Here is a 21,037-nt window from a genome sequence, read left to right as displayed (position 1 = left end):
CCCGCGCCGGTTACGAATCGGTTGGTTGAGCCAGTAGCTGCACGAGTGTTGCTCCCCACAACGCCAGCTGCCAGCGACGAATGCCCGGCACCGCAGCCAGCTGCTCAATGCTGTCGGGACGCTGCTCCGCAATCCGTTCCAGAAGCCAGTTGGGCGCCACGAGTCCGGTGGCCAGCTGCAGTTCTGCGCTCAACTGCTCACGCCACTTTTTCAGCTGCGCGATCCTGGCCTTGATGCCGGGATTCGGTTCGCCCTTGCTGCGCGGAAAGCGCGGCAACTGACCCTCGGGTAGCTCCAGGCCGCGCTGCACTGCAGCTTCCAGCAGCCCGCCGTAGCGATTAAGCACCCGTGGCGTCAGACCCTGCACTTCGCTCATTTCGTGAACGGTGCGCAGCTGACGCTCAGCAATAACAAGCAATGATTCCGAAGACATAACCTTGAATGGCGGACGATCAAGCTGCCGTGCCTGGCTGTCCCGCAGCTGCAGGAGCTGCTCCAGAATCGCCAGGTTCCGTCGCTGTAGCTTTCCGGCACCTTTACAGTGCAGGAACAGCGGTCCCTCACCCTTGTCCACCATCCGGTTAGCTGCCACCAGTGCGCATTCTTCGGCCACCCATCCGCTACGTCCCAGTTCTTCGACCTTTGCACGCAGGCTATCAGCCAGCTGCAGCAGGTGGGCTGTGTCATGGGCGGCGTAGTTGGCCATGTCAGCGGTCAACGGACGCTGGCTCCAGTCAGCCTTCTGGAAGCGTTTGTCCAGCTCAACGCCGAAGTGGCTGCGCAGCAGTGCGGCAAGTCCAAACTCAGTGAGTCCTATGAACTGAGCTGCGATCATGGTGTCGTACATACGGCCGACACTGATACCAAAATCGCGGTGCAGCGAACGGATGTCGTAATCGCCGCCATGAAACACGATCAGCCGCTCAGGATCGGCCAGCAGTAACCCGAGCGGTGCCAGATCATTTACCAGCAGCGGATCGATCAACCAGGTGGCGCTGCGGGTGGACAGCTGTAGCAGGCAGACCTTTTCACGGTAGTGGTGCAGCGAGTCGGCCTCAAGATCAAGGGCCAGTTCAGGCTCATCTCGCAGCCCGTGGCAGACTTCAGACAGTTTTCGTTCGCATTCAATCAGCGTGTAGCCTGGCATCCGCTTCAAAACTCCTTCACGATTCTGTAGCCGGTGTCACGTTGCGCCGCCCTGAAGCCGGCGCCTTGAATCAACTCAACCATCTCCTGCTGCGACATGCGGAAGCTGCAACCGGCAGCGGCCACCACGTTTTCCTCCAGCATGGTGCCACCCAGGTCGTTGGCGCCGAAAAACAGCGCCACCTGCGCCAGCTTGGCTCCCTGGGTCACCCAGCTGGCCTGGATGCTGGCGATGTTATCCAGCACGATCCGCGACAATGCCAACACCTTCAGATATTCGACGCCTGTGGCGGTTTCTCCACCTAGCTCTGTGTTTCCGGGCTGGTACGTCCAGGGAATGAACGCTGTGAAGGAGCCACCCTGCTCCTGCATCGCTCGCACCCTGAACAGGTGTTCAACGATCTGTTCCGGGGTCTCTTTGCTGCCAAACATCATAGTGGCGGTGGTGGACATACCCAATGCAGCGGCTGTCAGCATCACCTCACCCCAGCGCTGCCAGCCGATCTTTTTGGGCGAGATGCTCTGACGCACTTCGTCCACCAGGATCTCGGCCCCTCCGCCCGGCACGGAATCAAGTCCAGCCAGCTTGAGGCGGCTCAAAACCTCTGTGATACTGAGCGTATGCCGGTCAGCCAGGTGGCAGATCTCGGCTGGCGACAGGGAATGGTTCTGTACCAGCGGAAAGCGCCGCTTGATCTCGCGGAACAGATTCTCGAAGTACTCTATACCGATCTCGGGGTGTAGGCCGCCCTGCATCAGCAGTTGCGTGCCGCCCCGCTCCACCAGTTCCGCGATCTTTGCAAAGATGGCTTCGTAATCCAGCAGATAGGCATCCGCTGCCTCGATATCGCGGTAAAAGGCGCAGAACGAACAGCGGGATTCGCAGACATTGGTATAGTTGACGTTGCGGTCCACCACAAAGGTGACCCGGTTATCCGGATGCAAGCGTCGCCTGATGGCGTCCGCCCACTTGCCCAGCTGGAGCAGATCACCGTGTACGAGCAGTTCCAGCGCTTGTGCGCGGTCTATGGTTTCTGGCGCTCTGTTCATGCAGCGGACACCTCAGCGCTTAGTGTTGCTCGCACCCCAGCGGGAATTCGACGCGCCTTGAGTTGGGGCGTCACACAGGCCAGCGTCACCAGCAGTTCCACCAGCAGCTTACCGTCGGATGCACGGTGTACCTGCTGGCGCAACTCAAAGGATGATCCACCCACCCGCAGTGGTGTCGTGATGACCTGCAGCAGATCATCGTGTCGGGCCGGTGCCTTGAAATCGATCTCCATCCGTACCACCGGGAAGACCGCCCCGTCGCTGGCCAGCTCGGCCACCGACCAGCCACGCTCACGCAGATATTCGGTGCGGGCCCGCTCACAATAGTTGAGGTAATTGGAGTGGTAGACCACCCCGGCAGCATCGGTGTCTTCGTAATAGACGCGCAACAGCATTGGTATCCTCTTTGACTTTTGACGGACCACTGTACTGCAGATAGACACGGCATGGCAACCCGCTTCGCCATCAGCAGCCCGGTTCATACCCACAGAGATGACAAATCACGTTTGGCGCACAAAAATGCACCACAATCGATTTTAACCCGCTACCGGGCCCTTGGTTTGCGCAGCGCCAAAAAAGGGGCTCAGAGCCCCTTCTGCGCATCGCCCGCTAGAGTTGCGTAACTATAGCGGGTTACGGCCGAAGACCACCAGTTTTCGTGCCCCCAGCTGTCGAGGCAGTTCGTAGCTACGCATTTCGAGCAAACGGAAGCCATGGTCACACGCACACTGCTCCATGTTCCACTCTTCTATACCGCCGGTGTTTGCCACCATGGCCACCAGCCTCCCGCCAGGCCGCACCAGAGGATGTGCCAGCTGCATGAAGCGAAGTGGGTCACGGAAGGCCCGTGAGGAGACCAGATCAAACTGACCGGGTCGTTGTTCTGCCAGTCGCTCCACCCGCTGATGTATGGCCTCAACCTGGTCAAGCGTCAATAACCTGCAGATATGCCGCTGGAAGCGCACCTTTTTGTCAACGGCATCAACGCTGGTGATCGGCAGGTCATCCCGCAGCATCGCCACCACCAGCCCGGGCAGCCCGGCCCCGGAGCCGACATCCAGCAGATGCTCGTGCGGCCTGAGCAGCGGCACGATGCTCATGGAGTCCACAAAATGTTTGGCAATGATCTCGTCAGACTGCGTTATGGCTGTCAGATTAATTGACCGGTTCCAGCGCAGCAGCTCACCCATGTATTGTTCCAACCGCCCCACGGCCTGACCACTGAGCTCAACTCCGAGCGACCTGGCCCCCTCCTGCAGCAGCTTTACATTCATGGTTGTCGGGCACCCGTTTTGAGTGCCACCGACAGTATCGCCAACGCCGCCGGTGTAACCCCTTGTATGCGCGAGGCCTGGCCCAGCGTTCCCGGCCGGAACCGCTCCAGCTTTTCACGCACCTCAGGCGTCAATCCCTGCAGATCGGCATAGTCCAGGTCTACGGGTATCTGTGCCGCCTCCATCTTGCGCAACCGCTCGATCTGCTCTTCCTGGCGCTCGATGTAGCCCTGGTACTTGACCTGAATCTCCACCTGCTCGCGCACTGCAGCGGCAAGATCATGGACGACGCTGTCAATTTCGGCCAGCTCAACATAGCCAATCCCGGGACGTCGCAGCAACTGCTCCAGCGTTGTGCCCTTCTGCACCTCACTACAACCATGCCGCTGCAACCAGTCCCGCTCCTGCTCGTTTATACTGAGTCGTGTCAGCGCCACACGCTCGCGTTCAGCGTGAATAGCTTCGCGCTTGCGGCAGAATCCGGCGTACAGTTCGTCCGGCACCAACCCGATGGCATGGCCCAATTCACGCAGCCTGAGATCGGCGTTATCTTCGCGCAACAGCAAGCGGTATTCGGCCCGCGAGGTAAACATCCGGTACGGCTCCTTGGTACCCAGCGTCACCAGATCATCGACCATGACGCCGATATAGGCGTCGTGGCGGCCCAGCACCAGCGGCTCACGTCCCTGCACCCGTCGAGCAGCGTTGATGCCGGCCAACAACCCCTGGCCAGCTGCCTCTTCATAGCCAGAGGTGCCGTTGATCTGTCCGGCATGAAACAGATTGGCAACCAGTTTGGTCTCCAGCGTGACATGCAACTGCACCGGGTTAACGTAATCATACTCAATGGCGTAGGCCGGCCGCATCAGCTCCACCTGCTCCAGGCCCTCCATCGAACGATAGAAGGCGATCTGCACATCGATCGGTAGCGAACTGGACATACCACTGGGGTACACCTCCACCGTGTCCAAACCTTCCGGCTCGATGAAGGTCTGGTGGCGCTCCTTGTCAGGAAAGCGCACTACCTTGTCCTCAATGGACGGACAGTAGCGCGGGCCAACCCCTTCAATCACCCCCGAATAAAGTGGAGAGCGATCCAGCCCCCCGCGAATGATCTCATGGGTACGCTCGTTGGTGTAGGCGATATGGCAGGGCACCTGCGGCATGGTGATCCGCTCGGTGGAGAATGAAAACGGTTGGGGCGGATCGTCACCCGGCTGAGCCTCAAGCCTGCTGAAATCGATGGTGCGACAGTCAAGACGGGCAGGCGTTCCGGTTTTCAGCCGCCCCACCTCAAAACCAAGTTCCTGCAGCTGATCCGACAAGCCAACAGAGGGCTGATCTCCTGCCCTGCCCCCCGGGAAGCTGGTCAAGCCGATATGGATCAGACCCCGCATAAAGGTGCCGGTGGTCAGCACCACGGTCTTGCCCAAAAAACGCAGACCGCTGCGAGTATCCACACCCCGCAACTGCCCCTGCTCAAGGTACAGCGCCGTGACCTCCCCCTGCTTGCAGTCCAGGCCCTGCTGCCCCTCAAGCACCCGCTTCATACGCAACCGGTAGAGCTGCTTGTCAGCCTGTGCCCGCGACGCCCTGACCGCAGGCCCCTTCCGCGTATTCAATACCCGAAACTGGATTCCCGTGGCGTCGATATTTTTGGCCATCTCGCCACCCAGCGCATCTATTTCTCGCACCAAGTGCCCCTTGGCCAATCCGCCGATCGACGGATTGCACGACATGACCGCCATGCCGTCAAGACTCATATTGAGCAGCAGCGTCTGGCACCCCATGCGCGCAGCGGCAAGGGCCGCTTCGCAGCCGGCATGTCCCGCGCCCACCACAATCACGTCATACTGTTTATCGTAACAATGCATACCGCCACCCATGTTCCACGTGAAACATCTGACTACTTGCCAATGCAAAAGCTTGAAAAAATAAGATCAAGTACCGCGTCCGGGGTTGTAGCACCAGTTATCTCACCAATGGCGGACAGGACGTCACGCAGGTCGACGGCAAGCAGATCCGGAGACAAGGCAGACTGCCTATGCTGTTCAAACAGTGCTAACGACGAGACCGCCCGCGCCAAAACATCCTGGTGACGGACATTGGAGATAGCAACCAGATCATCAGAAAGTGGTGGCGCATCAACCATGAAGTACCGATGCAAGGTAGCGCGCAAGAGCTCGAGGCCGGCGCCGGTCTTACTGCAGACCGAAACGAGATCATTGCAAGCCGGCAACAGTTGGCTATCCAGCTGTGGAGACAGGTCAGTTTTGGTAAGCACCGTAATATACGGGCGGCCTGCCAGAGCAGAGAGAATCTCATGATCGTCGGCATCAAAGGGCCGGCTGCTATCGGCCAGAAACAAAACAAGGTCGGCCTCTGCAAGCCTGCCAAGCGTACGCCGAATCCCCTCCTGCTCAAGCTCGTCGCCATGGTGGCGCCTGATACCGGCGGCATCAATGATCCGCAGCGGCAGACCGTTAACCGTAACGATCTCCTCAATCATGTCACGGGTGGTGCCGGGTACCGCAGAGACGATAGCACGGTCTTCACAGACCAGCGCATTCAGCAGACTGGATTTGCCGGCATTGGGTTTGCCGGCCAGCAGGACCGACACCCCTTCTCGCAACACTTTACCGTACCGGAAACTGTCCATGAGACGGACGATCTGGTTGCGGGCGGCGGTGACGCGATCGTAAATCAAGGCATAGGAGGCCGGGTCGATATCGTCTTCTGGGAAATCGATATGGGCCTCCAGAATCGCCAGGGCCTCGACTATCAGCTGACGCACTGAGTCCAGTTCACGACCCAGCAGCCCTTCCCGTTGACGCTGGGCAAGCGAGAGCGCGGCATCGGTACGGCTGTTGATGACATCAATCACCGATTCTGCCTGGCAAAGATCAATCCTGCCGTTTAAAAAGGCTCGCTTGGTAAACTCGCCGGGGTCGGCCAGGCGGACGCCAGCAGCAACACAGGCCTGCAGAACTGAGCGCACCACCAGATAACCGCCATGGCAGTGCAGCTCCAGCACATCCTCGCGGGTGTATGAGCGCGGGGCACGCATCAGAACGGCCATCCCCTCGTCAATTGTCGAGCCATCAAGCGGATTGATCAAGCGGCCATAATAAAGGCGGTGGCTGTCAAAGCCACCGCCGCGTTTAGCGCAAAAAACCGCCAGCCCGATCTGTTCAGCACGAGGGCCACTGACCCGTACAATGCCGATGCCCCCGCAGCCCTGCGGGGTTGCGATGGCGGCTATGGTATCAGCAAGATACATCGGCCACCTGTCATTCCTTGACCAGCTTGTTGATATACATCTGCTGGCCGATAGTCAGAATGTTGTTGACCAGCCAGTACAACACCAGGCCGGACGGGAAGTTAAGAAACATGAAAGTAAAGACCACTGGCAGGGCCAGCATGATCTTTTGCTGCATCTCGTCCATGGTAGAAGGGGTCATCTTCTGCTGAATGAACATGGTGGCGCCCATGATGATCGGCGTAACATAGTACGGATCCTTATCGGACAGGTCAGTGATCCAGAGCATGAACGGCGCATGGCGTAACTCGATGGAGAACATCAGTGCCTTATAGAGGGCAAAGAAGACCGGGATCTGAACCAGCATTGGCAGGCAACCGCCCAAGGGGTTTACCTTGTGGTCGCGGTACAACTCCATAACGGCACGGTTCATGGCGTCGCGGTCGTTCTTGTACTTTTCCTTGAGCGCAGCCATCTTGGGCTGCAACTTGCCCATCTCCTTCATCGACTTGTAACTCTTGTGGGTCAGCGGAAAGAAGATGATCTTCAGGATGATGGTGATGAAGATGATACCAACACCGTAATTGGGGATGTAGGTGTAAAAGAATTTGAGTGTGTGCAGCATCGGCTTGGCAAGCACCGTGAACCAACCCAGGTCAAGGGACTGCTCGAGGGAGGAGCCTTGCGCCTTCAGGATATCGATATCCTTGGGACCAATGAACAACGTGTGGCTGACAGTGACTGACTGGCCTGACGAAACCGTAAAGGCCGGCGATGTAGCCACTGACTCGATGAAACCGGACTGGTTCTTCTTGATCTCGACATTGGCCACGCTGCCGTTATCAGCCAGTTGCGCAATAAGGAAATACTTATCGGTGATACCGGCCCACTGAACCAGCTTGTCATACTTTTTAACAGCGCTGTCAAACTCCTTGGGGGCGTCGGTCTGCAACGAGTTGTCGGCGAAAACCGTCGAGCCGTAGGTCTCATAGCGGCTATCCTTCTCCTTGATCTCGGAAGGTGCGGTTATGATCTGCTGCAGCGAACCGACCAGTGGTGAAGGCGAGTTGTTGATCAGCTGTGTTGCGAGCCCAATGCCATACTGGGCAGCATCAAACGAGTAGACCTTGCGAACGACATACCCTTGGGGGGAGACATGGGTAAAGACCAGTTGCTGCTTTTGGCCATCTGCAACCGAAAGCTGCTTGTTATCAACACCGTACAGAACCTGCGGATGCAACGCAAAACCGGCGCCACGGGTTGAACCAACCGGCAGCGAAGGATCTGCGGTAGCGACGAGCACAACTGACTTGGCGTCAGCGGCGTTCTTCTCGCGATACCCCTTGAGGGTAAGACTCTTGAGGGCACCTCCAGCTGTAGTAAAGACAGCTTCATACAGCGGTGTATCGACCTTTACCAATTGGGCATCAGCGACTTGAACAACAGGAGCCGCTGCAGCGGGAGCTACAACCGGAGCAAGTGGCTGCTGAGATGAAGATGCACCCTGTACGCCTGCTGGTTGCTGTACTGAAGTGTCAGCTGGCTTCTGCTGACCCATAAAAAACGAGAACAGATAAAAGACCGCAACAGAAAGCACAATAGCAATAATAGTACGTTTTTCCATACAGGCTCCAGTACGGCAAGTAGTCAGATTACGGGATCAAAGCCGCCTGGATGCCAAGGGTGACACTTGAGCAAACGACGCAATGACAGGTATGAACCCTTGTAGGGACCATACCGGCGAATTGCCTCCAAGGCATAAGCGGAACAGGTGGGGTAAAAGCGACACGATGGAGGCAAGACCGGAGAGATCAGACGGCGATAAACATGAATAAAGAACATGAGCAGCCTGGACACCATCAGCAGCTACCAATCCGCTGAAAGGCGCGCTGCAACTCGGCGCACAATGCTGAGCCATCCAGCGCAGCTGCACGACTTCGTACGATCACGTTCACGTCAACTGCAGGCAGACCGTGGCGATGCTGACGAAAAAATTCGCGGACCTGACGCTTGATTCGGTTGCGCACAACAGCCCCTCCTACTTTACGACTGGCTGTTACCCCCAGACGAGGGAATCCATACTGATTGTGCTGCCAGACAACCAAGAAGGCCGGTCCGGAAAAACCGGGCCGGCCAGCCGAGAGTCTGGTAAACTCTGGCCGCCGCAAAAGACGAGCAGCCTTTGGATACGTTGCGCGTGCTGATGGCACGACTGTATGTCGCAATGAAGATTACTTGGAAGCGATTTGCACTGCCAGGCGCTTGCGGCCTTTGGCGCGACGACGCTTGATCACCAAGCGACCATTTTTTGACGACATACGCACCAGGAACCCGTGGGTCCGTTTACGAGAAGTATTGCTGGGTTGAAAGGTTCTTTTCACGGCTCTGCTCCAGAAAGTAAAAATATGGTTCAGCCCACTATCGATACAGATATGGGAACGAGAGTATTAATCAGAACAGCGGCCTTCTGTCAAGTGTTTTTTATACTCAGCGCCCCGTTTTAAGCATTGAAAAAAGGGGGGGGGTCTGCTAAGGTGCTGACCCTATGAGAAGACCTCCTAAAACGGACCCAACTCACTCCTATAATATCAATATTATTCAATTATAGCGTTATCAACAGGTGTTGATATACCTGTTGATAAACACGGACAGGACAAGCTGGCAAGAACAGCAGAACTCACCAGTGTGACAAGCAAAATATCCCCTGCACAGGGTGTTGATAGCGCCACTGGCAACCAACATGAGCATCAAGGTACCATTTGACAACTATGCCTTCCTCCAAGAAAGATATCATGCAAACTGTCTGGACACAGACTGCGACCAACCTCGAAAGGGTTATTCCTCCCCAAAACTATATCAACTGGATCCAACCGATCCAATATAGTCACACCGAGAATAACAACGTCGTGGTCTGTGTACCGAACCAGTTTTTCAAGGAATGGCTGGAAGACAATTACCTGGATCTGATTAACAGTGCCCTCTCGATCACTGCAGAAAAAAACCTCGCCATCGCGGTGACCATTAAGGAAGATGAGACACCCCTGCCACAGCCAGTAGAAGAGACTAGTCCGACGGCACCGAAACCGCTGCGAGGAGAGCCGAGGCCTGCCCAGGCTGAGCGGGACGGAACACCACTCAATCCGCGGTATACCTTTGACCAGTTTGTCAGTGGCTCGGGCAATCAGTTTTCTCACGCCGCCGCGCTGGCAGTAGCCAACAATCCCGCCATTACCTACAACCCGCTGTTTATCTACGGCGGCGTTGGCCTGGGCAAAAGCCATCTGCTGCATGCGGTAGGACACCAGATTCTGTCCCAGAAGCCAGAGACTCGGGTCTGCTACTGCTCAGCAGAAAAGTTCATGCACGAAATGGTAAACTCTATTCGGCTCAATAAGATGGAAGATTTTCGGGAGCGCTACCGTTCAGTAGATGTACTGCTGATCGATGATATTCAGTTCATTGCCGGACGGGAGCGGACCCAGGTAGAGTTCTTTCATACCTTCAATTCACTGTATGAATCGCATAAGCAGATCGTGATTACGTCGGACAAATTCCCGCGGGAAATGCCCAACCTGGAGGAACGGCTACGTTCACGTTTTGAATGGGGCCTGATCGCCGATATACAGCCGCCGGACCTTGAAACAAAGATGGCTATTCTCAAAAAGAAGGCTGAACTGAATCGGATTAACCTGCCTGATGAAGTGGCCTACTTTCTGGCATCCAGTGATACCCGCAATATACGGGAGCTGGAGGGGATGCTGATCCGGCTGGGAGCCTACAGCAGTCTGCAGCATATCCCGATCACCCTGGCCATGGCTAAGGACAACCTGAAGGATATCCTGGTAGATAAACGTAAAGAGATCACGGTAGAACTGATCCAGAAGAACGTGGCGGATCACTTTAATCTCAAGGTGGCGGACCTAAAGTCAGATAAACGGCTCAAGACGTTTGTGCAGGCGCGACAGGTGGCTATCTGGCTTTGTCGTGATCTGACCAGCGCCTCCTATCCGGATATCGGCAGCAGGTTTGGTGGCAAAGATCACTCGACCGTGATCCACGCCACCAAAAAAATCGATCGCTTGCTGGGCGAAGATCCACAGTTGGCCAGCACAATCGAAACGATTCGCAACACTATCTTGCAGTGAATCTGTAACTTGTCACCAGACGCTGTTGAACAAGCTGGGGATAGCTGTGGACAGATCACTGCCTGTGGAAAAAGGCCGCGTTACCAACAGCAGCATCAACAGCAAAGCAAACTGATTTTGGTAACTACTGCAAGGGGTTAGGAACAACCCACAGTTTCCACAGCACTAATAATAATAACAAAAGGTTTCTTTCTTTAATAAACAAAAGAAATGATAAGCAGACCGCCATGCACAGCAAAGGAGCACGGATATGAATTTCAGGATTGACCGGGAAAGCTTTCTCAAGGCGTTGCAGAAGGTCCAGGGAATTGTCGAAAAACGGACGTCGATGCCGATCCTGTCCAACGTGCTGATCGAGGCAAGTGGCGATAGTATCGCCATCGTTGCCACCGATCTGGAAGTAGGCCTTAAAAGCAGTTATCCGGCCAAGGTGGAGCGGGATGGCAGGATCACGGTGGGCGCCAAAAAACTGTATGAGATTGTCAAGGAACTGCCCAACCAGGAGATTAGCTTCAGCACCAAGGACAACGACTGGGTCGAGATTACCTGCGGCAAGGTCCGTTTCAATATCGTCGGTCTGTCGCCGGATGAATTTCCTGCAGTTGCTACGGTCAAGGATGAGCAGCTACTGGAGCTGGAGGCAGCCCTACTGCGCACCATGATCGAGAAAACCTCGTACGCCATTTGCAACGACGAAACCAAATACAACCTCAACGGCATCTTTACCCGGGTGGAAAGCAGTGATACGGGTCAGTTGCTGAAGATGGTAGCCACCGATGGCCATCGGCTCTCAATCGCGTCGGGCGATTTCAGCGGCAAGGCCAATCCTGAACTGCTGAAGGGTGTTATTTTGCCGAAAAAGGGTATCTACGAGATCAAGAAAATCACCGATGAAGGTGATGGACTGCTCAAATTCGGTTTTGTGGATAGCAGTGCTGTGCTCAAAAAAGGCGACACTACCCTGGTGATGCGACTTGTGGACGGTGAATTTCCTGACTACACCCGGGTGATTCCTGCTACCAACGACCAACACGTCAAGGCCAAGCGCGAAGACCTGATCCACGCTGTGCGACGGATGGCAATCCTTTCCAGCGAGAAGTTCAAGGGGATCATGCTGGAGATCGACGGCAACGGGGTCAAGATCTCTTCCAGTAACCCGGAATTGGGCGATGCCATGGAGGAGCTGGAGGTGAGCTACAGTGGCGAGCCGTTCTCGGTACGCTTCAATGCTCGCTACCTGCTGGACGTACTGTCGGTCTGCGAAAGCGAACAGGTGCTGATGAAATTCAAGAATGAGCTGTCACCATCCATTATTACACCGGATGAGGGGGACACCTTCCTGGCGGTGATCATGCCGATGAGGCTCTAGTGCTGCTGACCGGCATCAGGCTTGAGCAGTACCGCAACCTGGCCGCTGCCGAGCTGCGACCCAGCAACCAGATAACCCTGCTGCACGGACTGAACGGCCAGGGTAAGACCAATCTGCTGGAGGCGATCTATCTGCTGGGGACTGGACGCTCCTTTCGCAACGTCAAGACGCCCGATCTGATCAGGCAGGGGATGGATACTGCGGTTGTTACCGGTCAGGTGCTGACTGGCAGCGTTGCCAGTGAAATCAAGGTACAGCTGGCGGGCAAACAACGGCGCGTAACCGTGGATGGCAAGCCGGTCCAGCGGGCCGCAGAGTTGCATGGCAAGCTGGCAGCAGTGGTCTTCTCACCCGACGACACCGCCATGGTCAAACAGGGACCTGAAACCAGGCGCCGCTATCTCGATCGGGCACTGTACACCGGTAAGGCCACCTTTTTGCGGGATTACCACGAGTATTACCGTACCCTGAAGCAACGTAACGCCCTGTTGCGGTGCGGTACGACCGACGGACTGGATGTCTGGAGCGAACAGCTGGTGACCAGCGGTGCACGGCTGATGGAACACCGCCGCCAGTACGTAGCGCAGCTGCTGCCACTGGTACAACAGCACTATCAGCGGCTAGCCGGCAGTCGTGAGACGGTGGAGCTGGCCTATGCACCGGACAGCGACCACCGGTTTCAGGAGCAGCTTGAGCAGTGTCGAGTCACAGACCTGCGTCGCGGCACCACCGGACGCGGACCCCACCGTGACGATCTGGCGTTTATGATTGATGGCCACGATCTGAAGACCTTCGGCTCCCAGGGACAGCAACGGTCCTTTGTGCTGGCCCTTAAACTGGCTGAACTGGACCATCTGCAGCAGACCTTCGGCGAACCGCCGCTGATGCTGCTGGATGACATCGCCTCCGAGCTTGATCGGGAGCGGATACACAACCTGCTGGACTTCCTGCGTCAGCGGCAGGTGCAGGTTGTGATCACTACCACCACCACGGTCGGCATCGACCCCGGTATGCTGCAGCAGAGCAGCCTGTATCGGGTGGATGCCGGCACATTGACGTACGAGGGAAGTGTACCCAGATGAGCGAGATCGATCAGAACATCCCAGAGGCGTCCGGCTACGGCGCCGAGAGTATCAAGGTCCTGGAAGGGCTTTCTGCAGTCCGCAAGCGGCCGGCCATGTACATCGGCTCAACCGCCGCCCAAGGTCTGCACCACCTGGTCTACGAGATCGTGGACAACTCCATCGACGAGGCCTTGGCCGGACACTGCGACACGATTGTCGTCACCATCAACACCGACGGCTCGCTGACGGTGGTCGATAACGGCCGGGGCATCCCCACCGACATGCACCCCAGCGAGGGCCGCTCGGCGGCCGAAGTGGCGTTGACCGTGCTGCATGCCGGCGGCAAGTTTGACAACGACTCCTACAAGGTCTCCGGCGGTCTGCACGGGGTGGGTGTCTCGGTGGTCAACGCCCTCTCAAAGACACTGGAACTGGAGATTCGGCGTGACGGCAAGATCTGGCGGCAGTCCTACCGCCGCGGCGAGCCCCAGGCGCCATTGGAGGCAACCGGCGAGACCAAGCGACGCGGCACCAAGATCACCTTCATGCCGGACGAGGAGATCTTCGAGACCACCGAATTCTCCTTTGACGTGCTGTCACAGCGGCTGCGGGAGCTGGCCTTCCTCAACGCCGGGGTCAGGATCACCATCACCGACGAACGGGCCGAGGGCAAGTCCCACGAGTTCTATTACGAAGGCGGCATCAACTCGTTTGTGGAGTACTTAAACCGGGCCAAGAGCGCCCTGCACGCCAAGCCGATCTACGTCAAGGGAGAAAAGGGCGGCGTGGAGATCGAGATCTCGATGCAGTACAACGACTCCTACGACGAGAAGATCTTCTCGTTTGCCAACAACATCAACACCCACGAGGGCGGCACCCACCTGGCCGGCTTCAAGGCGGCCCTGACCCGTACCATGAACAGCTATGCCGCCACCAACGACCTGCTCAAGAAGGAGAAGGTGGCCATCTCGGGCGACGACCTGCGAGAAGGCCTGACGGCCGTGATCTCGGTCAAGATCCCCCAGCCGCAGTTCGAGGGCCAGACCAAGACCAAGCTGGGCAACTCCGAGGTCAAGGGCTATGTGGAGTCGCTGTTGAATGAGAAGCTGGCGACCTACCTGGAGGAAAACCCCAAGATCGCCAAGGACGTGCTCAACAAGTCAATCGAGGCGGCCCGTGCCCGGGAAGCGGCCCGCAAGGCCCGCGAGACGGTACGTCGCAAGGGGGCCATGGACCTGGGCGGCCTGCCGGGCAAGCTGGCCGACTGCCAGGAGAAGGACCCGGCCCAGTGCGAACTGTACCTGGTGGAGGGCGACTCGGCCGGCGGTTCGGCCAAGCAGGGACGTGACCGTAAGTTCCAGGCCATCCTGCCGCTCAAGGGCAAGATCCTGAACGTGGAGAAGGCCCGCTTCGACAAGATGATCGCCTCGCAGGAGATCCGCACCCTGATCACCGCCATGGGCACCGGCATCGGCAAGGACGACTTCGACATCGCCAAGCTGCGTTACGGCCGGATCATCGTCATGACCGACGCCGACGTGGACGGTTCCCACATCCTGACCCTGCTCTTGACCTTCTTCTACCGCAACATGCGGGAGTTGATCGAGCGGGGCCATCTCTACATCGCCCAGCCGCCCCTCTACAAGGTCAAGCGGGGCAAGAAAGAGATGTACCTCAAGAACGAGCAGGCCCTGCAGCAGTTCCTGCTGGAGGAGGGGGCCGAAGAACTGACGCTCAAGCTGGAAAAAGGCGAGCGGGTCTATAAAGGCTCGCAGATTATCCCGGTGATCCGACAGTTCATCGAGCACCGCGCCATCCTGGATAAGGTGGTCAAGAAGGGTATCGCCGCCGAGCTGCTGCCGTTGATGCTCAAGGCCGGCGTACCGGCTGATCTGGAGGAGCTGAGCCAGTTTGCGCCCTATCTGGAGCAGATGAAGCAACTGGCCGGTGACGCCGACTACCAGCTGGAGGAGGAGCGGATTAACTTCAGCCTGGGCAACGTGCGCCACCTGCTGGACAGCCAGACCCTGAAGGTGCTGGCCAGCCACGAGTATCTGCTGTTGATGGAAAACTTCCGCAAGGTCTGCGAGACCATGGCCGGCGGTCAGGCCTTCCTGGAGCAGGAAGGCAAGCCGCTTCTGGCCACCGACAACCATGAGGAGCTGCTGGTCTGGTTCCTGGAATACGCCAAGAAGGGTCTCAACATCCAGCGCTACAAAGGTCTCGGTGAGATGAACCCGGAGCAACTCTGGGAGACCACCATGAATCCGGAAAACCGGACCCTGTTGCAGGTCAAGATTGAGGATCTGGTGGAGGCGGACGAGATCTTCACCGTGTTGATGGGCGATCAGGTGGAGCCGCGACGCGATTTTATTGAACAGAACGCACTGAATGTCGTCAACCTCGACATCTAAGGTTAAGGGACAGATCACATGCAGGAACACGCAAGCCAGAAGATAGCGGTCAATATCGAAGACGAGATGAAGCGGTCCTACATGGACTACGCCATGTCGGTCATCATCGGACGGGCCCTGCCCGATGTGCGGGACGGCCTGAAGCCGGTGCACCGGCGCTGCCTGTACGCCATGCACGACCTGGGCAACGACTACAACAAGCCCTACAAAAAATCGGCCCGCGTGGTCGGTGACGTGATCGGTAAGTACCACCCCCACGGTGACACCGCGGTCTACGACACCATCGTGCGGATGGCCCAGGATTTCTCCCTGCGCTACCTGCTGGTGGATGGCCAGGGTAACTTCGGTTCGGTGGACGGCGACAGCGCGGCTGCCATGCGGTACACCGAGATCCGGATGAAACAGCTCACCCAGGAGCTGTTGGCCGATCTGGAGAAAGAGACCGTCCCCTTCACCCCCAACTACGACGAGTCGTTGTCCGAACCGGCGGTGCTGCCCTCCAAGTTCCCCAACCTGCTGGTGAACGGCTCGGCCGGCATCGCGGTGGGCATGGCCACCAACATCCCGCCACACAACCTGTGCGAGATCGCCGATGCGATCATCGCCCTGATCCACAATCCGGCCCTGACCTTCGAGGAGCTGCTGGCGCTGGTGCCGGGCCCCGACTTCCCCACCGGCGGCACCATCTACGGCCGTCAGGGGATCCTGGACGCCTACGCCACCGGCCGCGGCATCATCCAGATCCGGGCCAAGGCCCATGTGGAGACCAGCAAGAAGCAGGACCGCCAGTCGATCGTGGTGACCGAGATCCCCTACCAGGTCAACAAGGCCCGCCTGATCACCAGCATCGCCGAGCTGGTCAAGGAAAAGAAGGTGGAGGGGATCAGCGACCTGCGGGATGAATCGGACCGCGACGGCATGCGGATCGTGATCGACCTGAAAAAGGACGAGAACGCCGAGGTACTCTTAAATCAGCTCTACAAGCACACCCAGATGCAGACCTCCTTCGGCATCAATATGCTGGCCATCGTGCACAACCGGCCCAAGGTGCTGTCGCTGGTGGAGATGATGCAGTGCTTTGTGGAGCACCGCCGTGAGGTGGTCACCAAGCGTACCCTGTTTGAACTGAAGAAGGCCGAGGCCCGGGCCCATATCCTGGAGGGCCTCAAGATTGCCTTGGATTGGCTGGATGCGGTGATCGAGCTGATCCGGGCCTCCAAGAACCCGGAAGAGGCCAAGCAGGGCCTGATGGCCGGCTGGTTCTCCGATCCGGTCTTCCTGAAGAAGCTGGAGATCGCGCCGCTGGATCAGCAGACCTTCCGGCCCGGCGTGCAGCTGTCCGAGAAGCAGGCCCAGGCGATTCTGGAGATGCGTCTGCAGCGCCTGACCGGCCTGGAGCGGGACAAGATCCTGCAGGAGTACGAAGATATCATGCGGCTGATCGCCAGGTTGAAGGAGATTCTGGCCTCCGATCAGGAGATCATGAAGATCATCGTCGGCGAACTGACCGAGATCAAGGACAAGTTCGGCGACAAGCGCCGCAGCGAGATCATCGACCGTACCGCCGAGATCTCCCTGGAAGACACCATCGAGGACGCCGAGATGGTGGTCACGGTCTCCCACTCCGGCTACATCAAGCGCAGCGCCGTGGACCTCTACCGCGCCCAGCGCCGGGGCGGCAAGGGTAAGACCGGCATGAAGACCAAGGAAGAGGATTTCGTGGAGCAGTTGTTCATCGCCTCCACCAAAGACTACCTGTTGTTCTTCACCGACATGGGCCGGGTCTACCGGATCAAGGTCTATGAGATCCCCGAGGGCAGCCGCACCACCAAGGGCAAGGCGGTGGTTAACCTGGTCAATGTGCAGGACGGCGAGAAGGTCACCACCATCCTGCCGGTGAAGGACTTGAACCGCGATGATCTGTTCCTGTTCATGGCCACCAAGCAGGGCGTGGTCAAGAAGACGCCGCTGATGGAGTATGTCAATATCCGTACCACCGGCATCAACGCCGTCAATCTGGACGAGGGGGACAAGCTGATCGCCGTAGCTCTGACCGACGGCAGCAAGGATATCTTCCTGGCCTCCCGCTGCGGTAAGGCGATCCGTTTCAGCGAAGAGGACGCCCGCCCGATGGGCCGCGTGACCCGCGGTGTGCGTGGCATGAACCTTGAGAATGGCGACGTGGTGATCGGCATGGAGGTGGTGGATCCCACCGCCACCGGCTCCACCATCTTCACCGTCACCGAAAACGGTTACGGCAAGCGGACCGACCTGGATGAGTACCGTGACCAGAGCCGGGGCGGCAAGGGGTTGATCACCATCAAGACCAGCGAGCGCAACGGCATGGTGGTGGACGTGATGCAGGTGGCCGACGACAATGAGTTGATGGTGATCACCGATCAGGGCAAGATCCTGCGGGTGCCGGTCTCCGGCTTCTCGGTGATCGGTCGCAACACCCAAGGGGTGCGGCTGATGGTGACCGAGGATCAGGAAAAGATCGTGGCCGTGGCCAAGCTGGCAGAAAGCGATGAAGATGATGACGAAGGGAGCGAGGAGCAGGCGTAAGGCCCCACGATCATGCCCAGAGTTGTCAGTTTTGATAGCTCCCGCCGGGAGCGCCGGCGCATCGTGCGGCTGCTGGATTTCCTGAAACGGGACAGCCTGACCCGCGATCAACTGGAACGGATAGGCCGTCGGCTGCAGAAGGCCGGCCGCCGCGCCCTGCCCCCGTTGGTACGGCGGCTGTGGCACGAACAGGACCGGGAGCAGCTCTACCGCTATACCTGCATGCTTGACTTTTTCGATGCCACCACCTGGCTGGACCAGCTGGTGGCGTTGACCCTCAAGCGCCGTGATCTGGGGGATGAGGGCCGGATTCCCCTGCTGGAGATCCTGCAGGACTACGGGGTGGACGTCTCCTCGCCGCCCTTTGCGCGGGCAGACCTGACCAGCGGCACGCTGAACAGCTTCCTGGATACCTGTCTCAGCGAAGGTCCCTGGGGACTGGTCCGCTTCATGGATCGTTTTCTGGATGCCGATGAGGTGCTGCGTAGTCAACTGATACGCCGCCTGGGTGCTCGTGCTGATCATGGTCCTCAGGCGGCAGCCCTGTTACGGATGCTGGCCTACTTCGAGTACGCCGAGGTGGCCGGACTGGCGGTTGAGACACTGGGTAGCCTGCGCCACGGCTGTGCCCTGGCGGTGCTACAGCAGCTGCAGTTTCTGGTGGTGGAGGGGCTTGCGGAGCGGATCGAACGCAGCATCCGCCGGCTGGGTTTCCTCGGTATCCGTCAAGCAGAACCGCTGCCGGCGGTCTTCGCGGCCGGCACGGAGCTGATCACCACACAATCGTCGCCGGTGGACTGCTACGGTGTGCGCACGATCTGGTTCTCCTGGCTGTTGCCGGATGATAGCCTGGCGGCGCTGGTGCTGCAGCTTGGCGATGGTGAGGGGGTGTTGCATGCCGTGCAGACCCGCTTCCAGAATCGCAAAGAGCACGACGACTATCTGGATGAGGTTAATGCCGACGAGGGGATGTTCCCGGTGGGGCTGCCCTATCTGGTGAGCCTGCTCAAGGACGCCACCCAGCAGAGCATTGAACAGAACTTTTACCTGCCACCGGACCTGTATGCCGGCCGGCACTTGCTGGGTGCGGTTGATCTGCGGCCCGAGCAGTACCTGCCCAGCTTTGAGGCGGAGCTGCTGGACGGCCTGGTGGAGCGGTTAGCCTCGCACCTGGGGGAGAGTGAAAAGCTGCTGGAAGAGCCGTTTTTCGAGGGCTGGATCTATTCCGACCCGCTGGTGTACGAACTGGCCGAAGCACTCGGCAGTGACGGTGAACCGCTGCTCAAGCGGGCGCCAGATCAGCAGGAACCGTTTCTGGAACGATTCTGCAACGAACTGATTGAGCCGAACAAGCTGGGCCTGTTGCGCCGTCTGCTGCTGACCGCCGACCTGATGCAGCAGTGTACTGCTGCTCCAGAGCTGGTGCAGCGGGTGCTGGCCGTTTCCTTGAGTCTGGTCGGTGCGCCACTACCACTGGTGCGACATCCCTTTGTCAGGCGGCTGGCCCTGGACAGCATCGAGCTGGCCCGCCAATCCCTTGATGAGGGCTTTGATCCACGCCGGCAGCAGCAGTTTGATGACGAGGAGTGGGAATGAAGATCGCGGTGATCGGTGCAGGCAGTTGGGGTACGGCCCTGGCGCAGGTGCTGGCCGGCAACGGCCATGAGGTCTGTCTGTGGGCCTATGAACCGGAACTGGTGGCCGGCATGCAGGCCACGCGGGTCAACCATCTCTTTTTGCCGGACGTAGCGCTGCATCCGGCCTTACGCTTCACCAACGATCTGTCAACGGCGGTGGCTGGTTGCGAACTGGTGCTGCTGGTGACGCCAACCCAGGTCATGCGCGGTATCCTGGGGCAGCTGGCGCCGGCCCTGGGGCCAGACTGCCTGCTGGTGAACGCCTCCAAGGGGATCGAGTTGGAGACCCTCAGCACAGTCTCGCAGATAGTTGCCCAGGTGCTGGGCGAGCAGGCCCTGCAGCGCTATGTGGCCCTGTCCGGCCCCACCTTTGCCAAGGAGGTGGCAGCCAACCTGCCGTCGCTGATCGTGGCCGGTTCACGTAATCAGGCTGCAGCGCAGACCGTGCAGACCGCCTTCAGCAACAACGTGTTTCGGGTCTATTCCAGCGATGATCCGGTGGGTGTGGAGCTAGGAGGGGCGGTTAAAAACGTGATCGCCATCGCCGCCGGCATTGCCGACGGACTGGGCTTCGGCCACAACACACGGGCCGCCCTGATCACCCGCGGCCTGGCTGAGATGCGTCGGCTGGGACGTGCGCTGGGTGCCCAGGATGGCACCTTTGCCGGGCTGGCCGGCATGGGCGACCTGGTGCTGACCTGCACCGGCGACCTGTCCCGCAACCGTACCGTGGGCATGAAGCTGGGCCAGGGCCAGAAGCTGGCTGACATTATGGCCGAGATGCGGATGGTGGCCGAGGGGGTCAAGAGCGCCGCATCGGTTAATGCCCTGGCAGCACGCTTGGGTGTCGAGATGCCGATCACCGCCAAGGTCTACGAGATCCTGCATTGCGACAAGCCGGCCCGGCAGGCGGTGCTGGAATTGATGTCGCGCGATCTGAAGGCCGAGCAGGCCTGATCAGCTCGGGTAACCGACCGTTCTGCTGCCTGCCGTGCCCGGCAGGTCAGGTGGCGTGGTTCAATGCCGCTGTCCCGCAGCAGGTCGGCCACCGTCCAGACCATTCCCGCTGCCACGATAACCCCGCCCAGTATCACAATTGCTTCGATCATACCCC

The 21,037-nt window shown here is 58.6% G+C and carries 18 protein-coding genes; 7 read left to right on the top strand and 11 right to left on the bottom strand.

Features of this window, described 5'->3' with window-relative positions; genetic code table 11:
- Positions 1–10: 10 nt before the first annotated feature.
- From RBQ93_RS10015 to rpmH, 10 genes are all read right to left on the bottom strand, one after another.
- Positions 11–1,147: a ribonuclease D gene (locus tag RBQ93_RS10015; RefSeq protein WP_320371976.1), complete on the bottom strand. Its 1,137-nt coding sequence runs from the start codon at positions 1,145–1,147 to the stop codon at positions 11–13.
- Between the two features lie 5 nt (positions 1,148–1,152).
- A complete protein-coding gene (gene mqnC, locus RBQ93_RS10010; protein WP_320371975.1) occupies positions 1,153–2,196 on the bottom strand; it encodes a cyclic dehypoxanthinyl futalosine synthase in 1,044 nt (347 codons plus the stop codon).
- Positions 2,193–2,591, bottom strand: a complete 399-nt coding sequence (locus RBQ93_RS10005) for a YbgC/FadM family acyl-CoA thioesterase (protein ID WP_320371974.1) — start codon at positions 2,589–2,591, stop codon at positions 2,193–2,195. The genes mqnC and RBQ93_RS10005 overlap by 4 nt, the downstream gene beginning before the upstream one ends.
- 228 nt (positions 2,592–2,819) lie before the next feature.
- Positions 2,820–3,470, bottom strand: coding sequence for a 16S rRNA (guanine(527)-N(7))-methyltransferase RsmG (gene rsmG / locus RBQ93_RS10000; protein WP_320371973.1), 651 nt, complete (start codon positions 3,468–3,470; stop codon positions 2,820–2,822).
- Positions 3,467–5,344: a tRNA uridine-5-carboxymethylaminomethyl(34) synthesis enzyme MnmG gene (gene mnmG / locus RBQ93_RS09995; RefSeq protein ID WP_320371972.1), complete on the bottom strand. Its 1,878-nt coding sequence runs from the start codon at positions 5,342–5,344 to the stop codon at positions 3,467–3,469. Before mnmG ends, rsmG begins: the two co-directional genes overlap by 4 nt.
- 32 nt (positions 5,345–5,376) lie before the next feature.
- Positions 5,377–6,750 carry a tRNA uridine-5-carboxymethylaminomethyl(34) synthesis GTPase MnmE gene (mnmE, locus tag RBQ93_RS09990; RefSeq protein WP_320371971.1) on the bottom strand — a complete coding sequence of 458 codons (1,374 nt, stop codon included), beginning with the start codon at positions 6,748–6,750 and terminating at the stop codon, positions 5,377–5,379.
- A gap of 10 nt (positions 6,751–6,760) precedes the next feature.
- Positions 6,761–8,353, bottom strand: coding sequence for a membrane protein insertase YidC (yidC, locus tag RBQ93_RS09985; RefSeq protein ID WP_320371970.1), 1,593 nt, complete (start codon positions 8,351–8,353; stop codon positions 6,761–6,763).
- 23 nt (positions 8,354–8,376) lie between these two features.
- The gene (gene yidD / locus RBQ93_RS09980) at positions 8,377–8,589 is read right to left on the bottom strand and encodes a membrane protein insertion efficiency factor YidD (RefSeq protein WP_320371969.1); all 213 of its coding nucleotides are present in this window, start codon (positions 8,587–8,589) and stop codon (positions 8,377–8,379) included.
- Complete coding sequence (gene rnpA / locus RBQ93_RS09975; RefSeq protein ID WP_320371968.1) at positions 8,589–8,939, bottom strand: ribonuclease P protein component; 351 nt, start codon at positions 8,937–8,939, stop codon at positions 8,589–8,591. Before rnpA ends, yidD begins: the two co-directional genes overlap by 1 nt.
- A 21-nt stretch (positions 8,940–8,960) precedes the next feature.
- A complete protein-coding gene (rpmH, locus tag RBQ93_RS09970; protein ID WP_320371967.1) occupies positions 8,961–9,110 on the bottom strand; it encodes a 50S ribosomal protein L34 in 150 nt (49 codons plus the stop codon).
- Positions 9,111–9,521: 411 nt separating this feature from the next.
- Here rpmH and dnaA point away from each other — a divergent pair, with 411 nt between their 5' ends.
- The 7 genes from dnaA (at position 9,522) to RBQ93_RS09935 (ending at position 20,880) form a co-directional block, all read left to right on the top strand.
- Positions 9,522–10,874, top strand: a complete 1,353-nt coding sequence (gene dnaA / locus RBQ93_RS09965; RefSeq protein ID WP_320371966.1) for a chromosomal replication initiator protein DnaA — start codon at positions 9,522–9,524, stop codon at positions 10,872–10,874.
- A gap of 250 nt (positions 10,875–11,124) precedes the next feature.
- Positions 11,125–12,243 carry a DNA polymerase III subunit beta gene (dnaN, locus tag RBQ93_RS09960; RefSeq protein ID WP_320371965.1) on the top strand — a complete coding sequence of 373 codons (1,119 nt, stop codon included), beginning with the start codon at positions 11,125–11,127 and terminating at the stop codon, positions 12,241–12,243.
- Positions 12,243–13,325: a DNA replication/repair protein RecF gene (gene recF / locus RBQ93_RS09955; protein WP_320371964.1), complete on the top strand. Its 1,083-nt coding sequence runs from the start codon at positions 12,243–12,245 to the stop codon at positions 13,323–13,325. Before dnaN ends, recF begins: the two co-directional genes overlap by 1 nt.
- Positions 13,322–15,721, top strand: coding sequence for a DNA topoisomerase (ATP-hydrolyzing) subunit B (gyrB, locus tag RBQ93_RS09950; RefSeq protein WP_320371963.1), 2,400 nt, complete (start codon positions 13,322–13,324; stop codon positions 15,719–15,721). The genes recF and gyrB overlap by 4 nt, the downstream gene beginning before the upstream one ends.
- 18 nt (positions 15,722–15,739) lie before the next feature.
- Positions 15,740–18,286: a DNA gyrase subunit A gene (gene gyrA, locus RBQ93_RS09945; protein WP_320371962.1), complete on the top strand. Its 2,547-nt coding sequence runs from the start codon at positions 15,740–15,742 to the stop codon at positions 18,284–18,286.
- Positions 18,287–18,298: 12 nt separating this feature from the next.
- Positions 18,299–19,882 (top strand): hypothetical protein, encoded by a 1,584-nt coding sequence (locus RBQ93_RS09940; protein ID WP_320371961.1) that lies wholly within the window; start codon positions 18,299–18,301, stop codon positions 19,880–19,882.
- A complete protein-coding gene (locus tag RBQ93_RS09935) occupies positions 19,873–20,880 on the top strand; it encodes an NAD(P)H-dependent glycerol-3-phosphate dehydrogenase (protein ID WP_320371960.1) in 1,008 nt (335 codons plus the stop codon). The genes RBQ93_RS09940 and RBQ93_RS09935 overlap by 10 nt, the downstream gene beginning before the upstream one ends.
- Here the strand turns inward: RBQ93_RS09935 and RBQ93_RS09930 are convergent.
- Positions 20,796–21,032, bottom strand: coding sequence for a hypothetical protein (locus RBQ93_RS09930; protein WP_320371959.1), 237 nt, complete (start codon positions 21,030–21,032; stop codon positions 20,796–20,798). The genes RBQ93_RS09935 and RBQ93_RS09930 overlap by 85 nt on opposite strands.
- Positions 21,033–21,037 lie beyond the last annotated feature (5 nt).

The organism is Trichlorobacter sp. (assembly GCF_034008105.1).
Classification (GTDB): domain Bacteria; phylum Desulfobacterota; class Desulfuromonadia; order Geobacterales; family Pseudopelobacteraceae; genus Trichlorobacter.
This window is presented reverse-complemented; position numbering and strand designations above follow the sequence as displayed.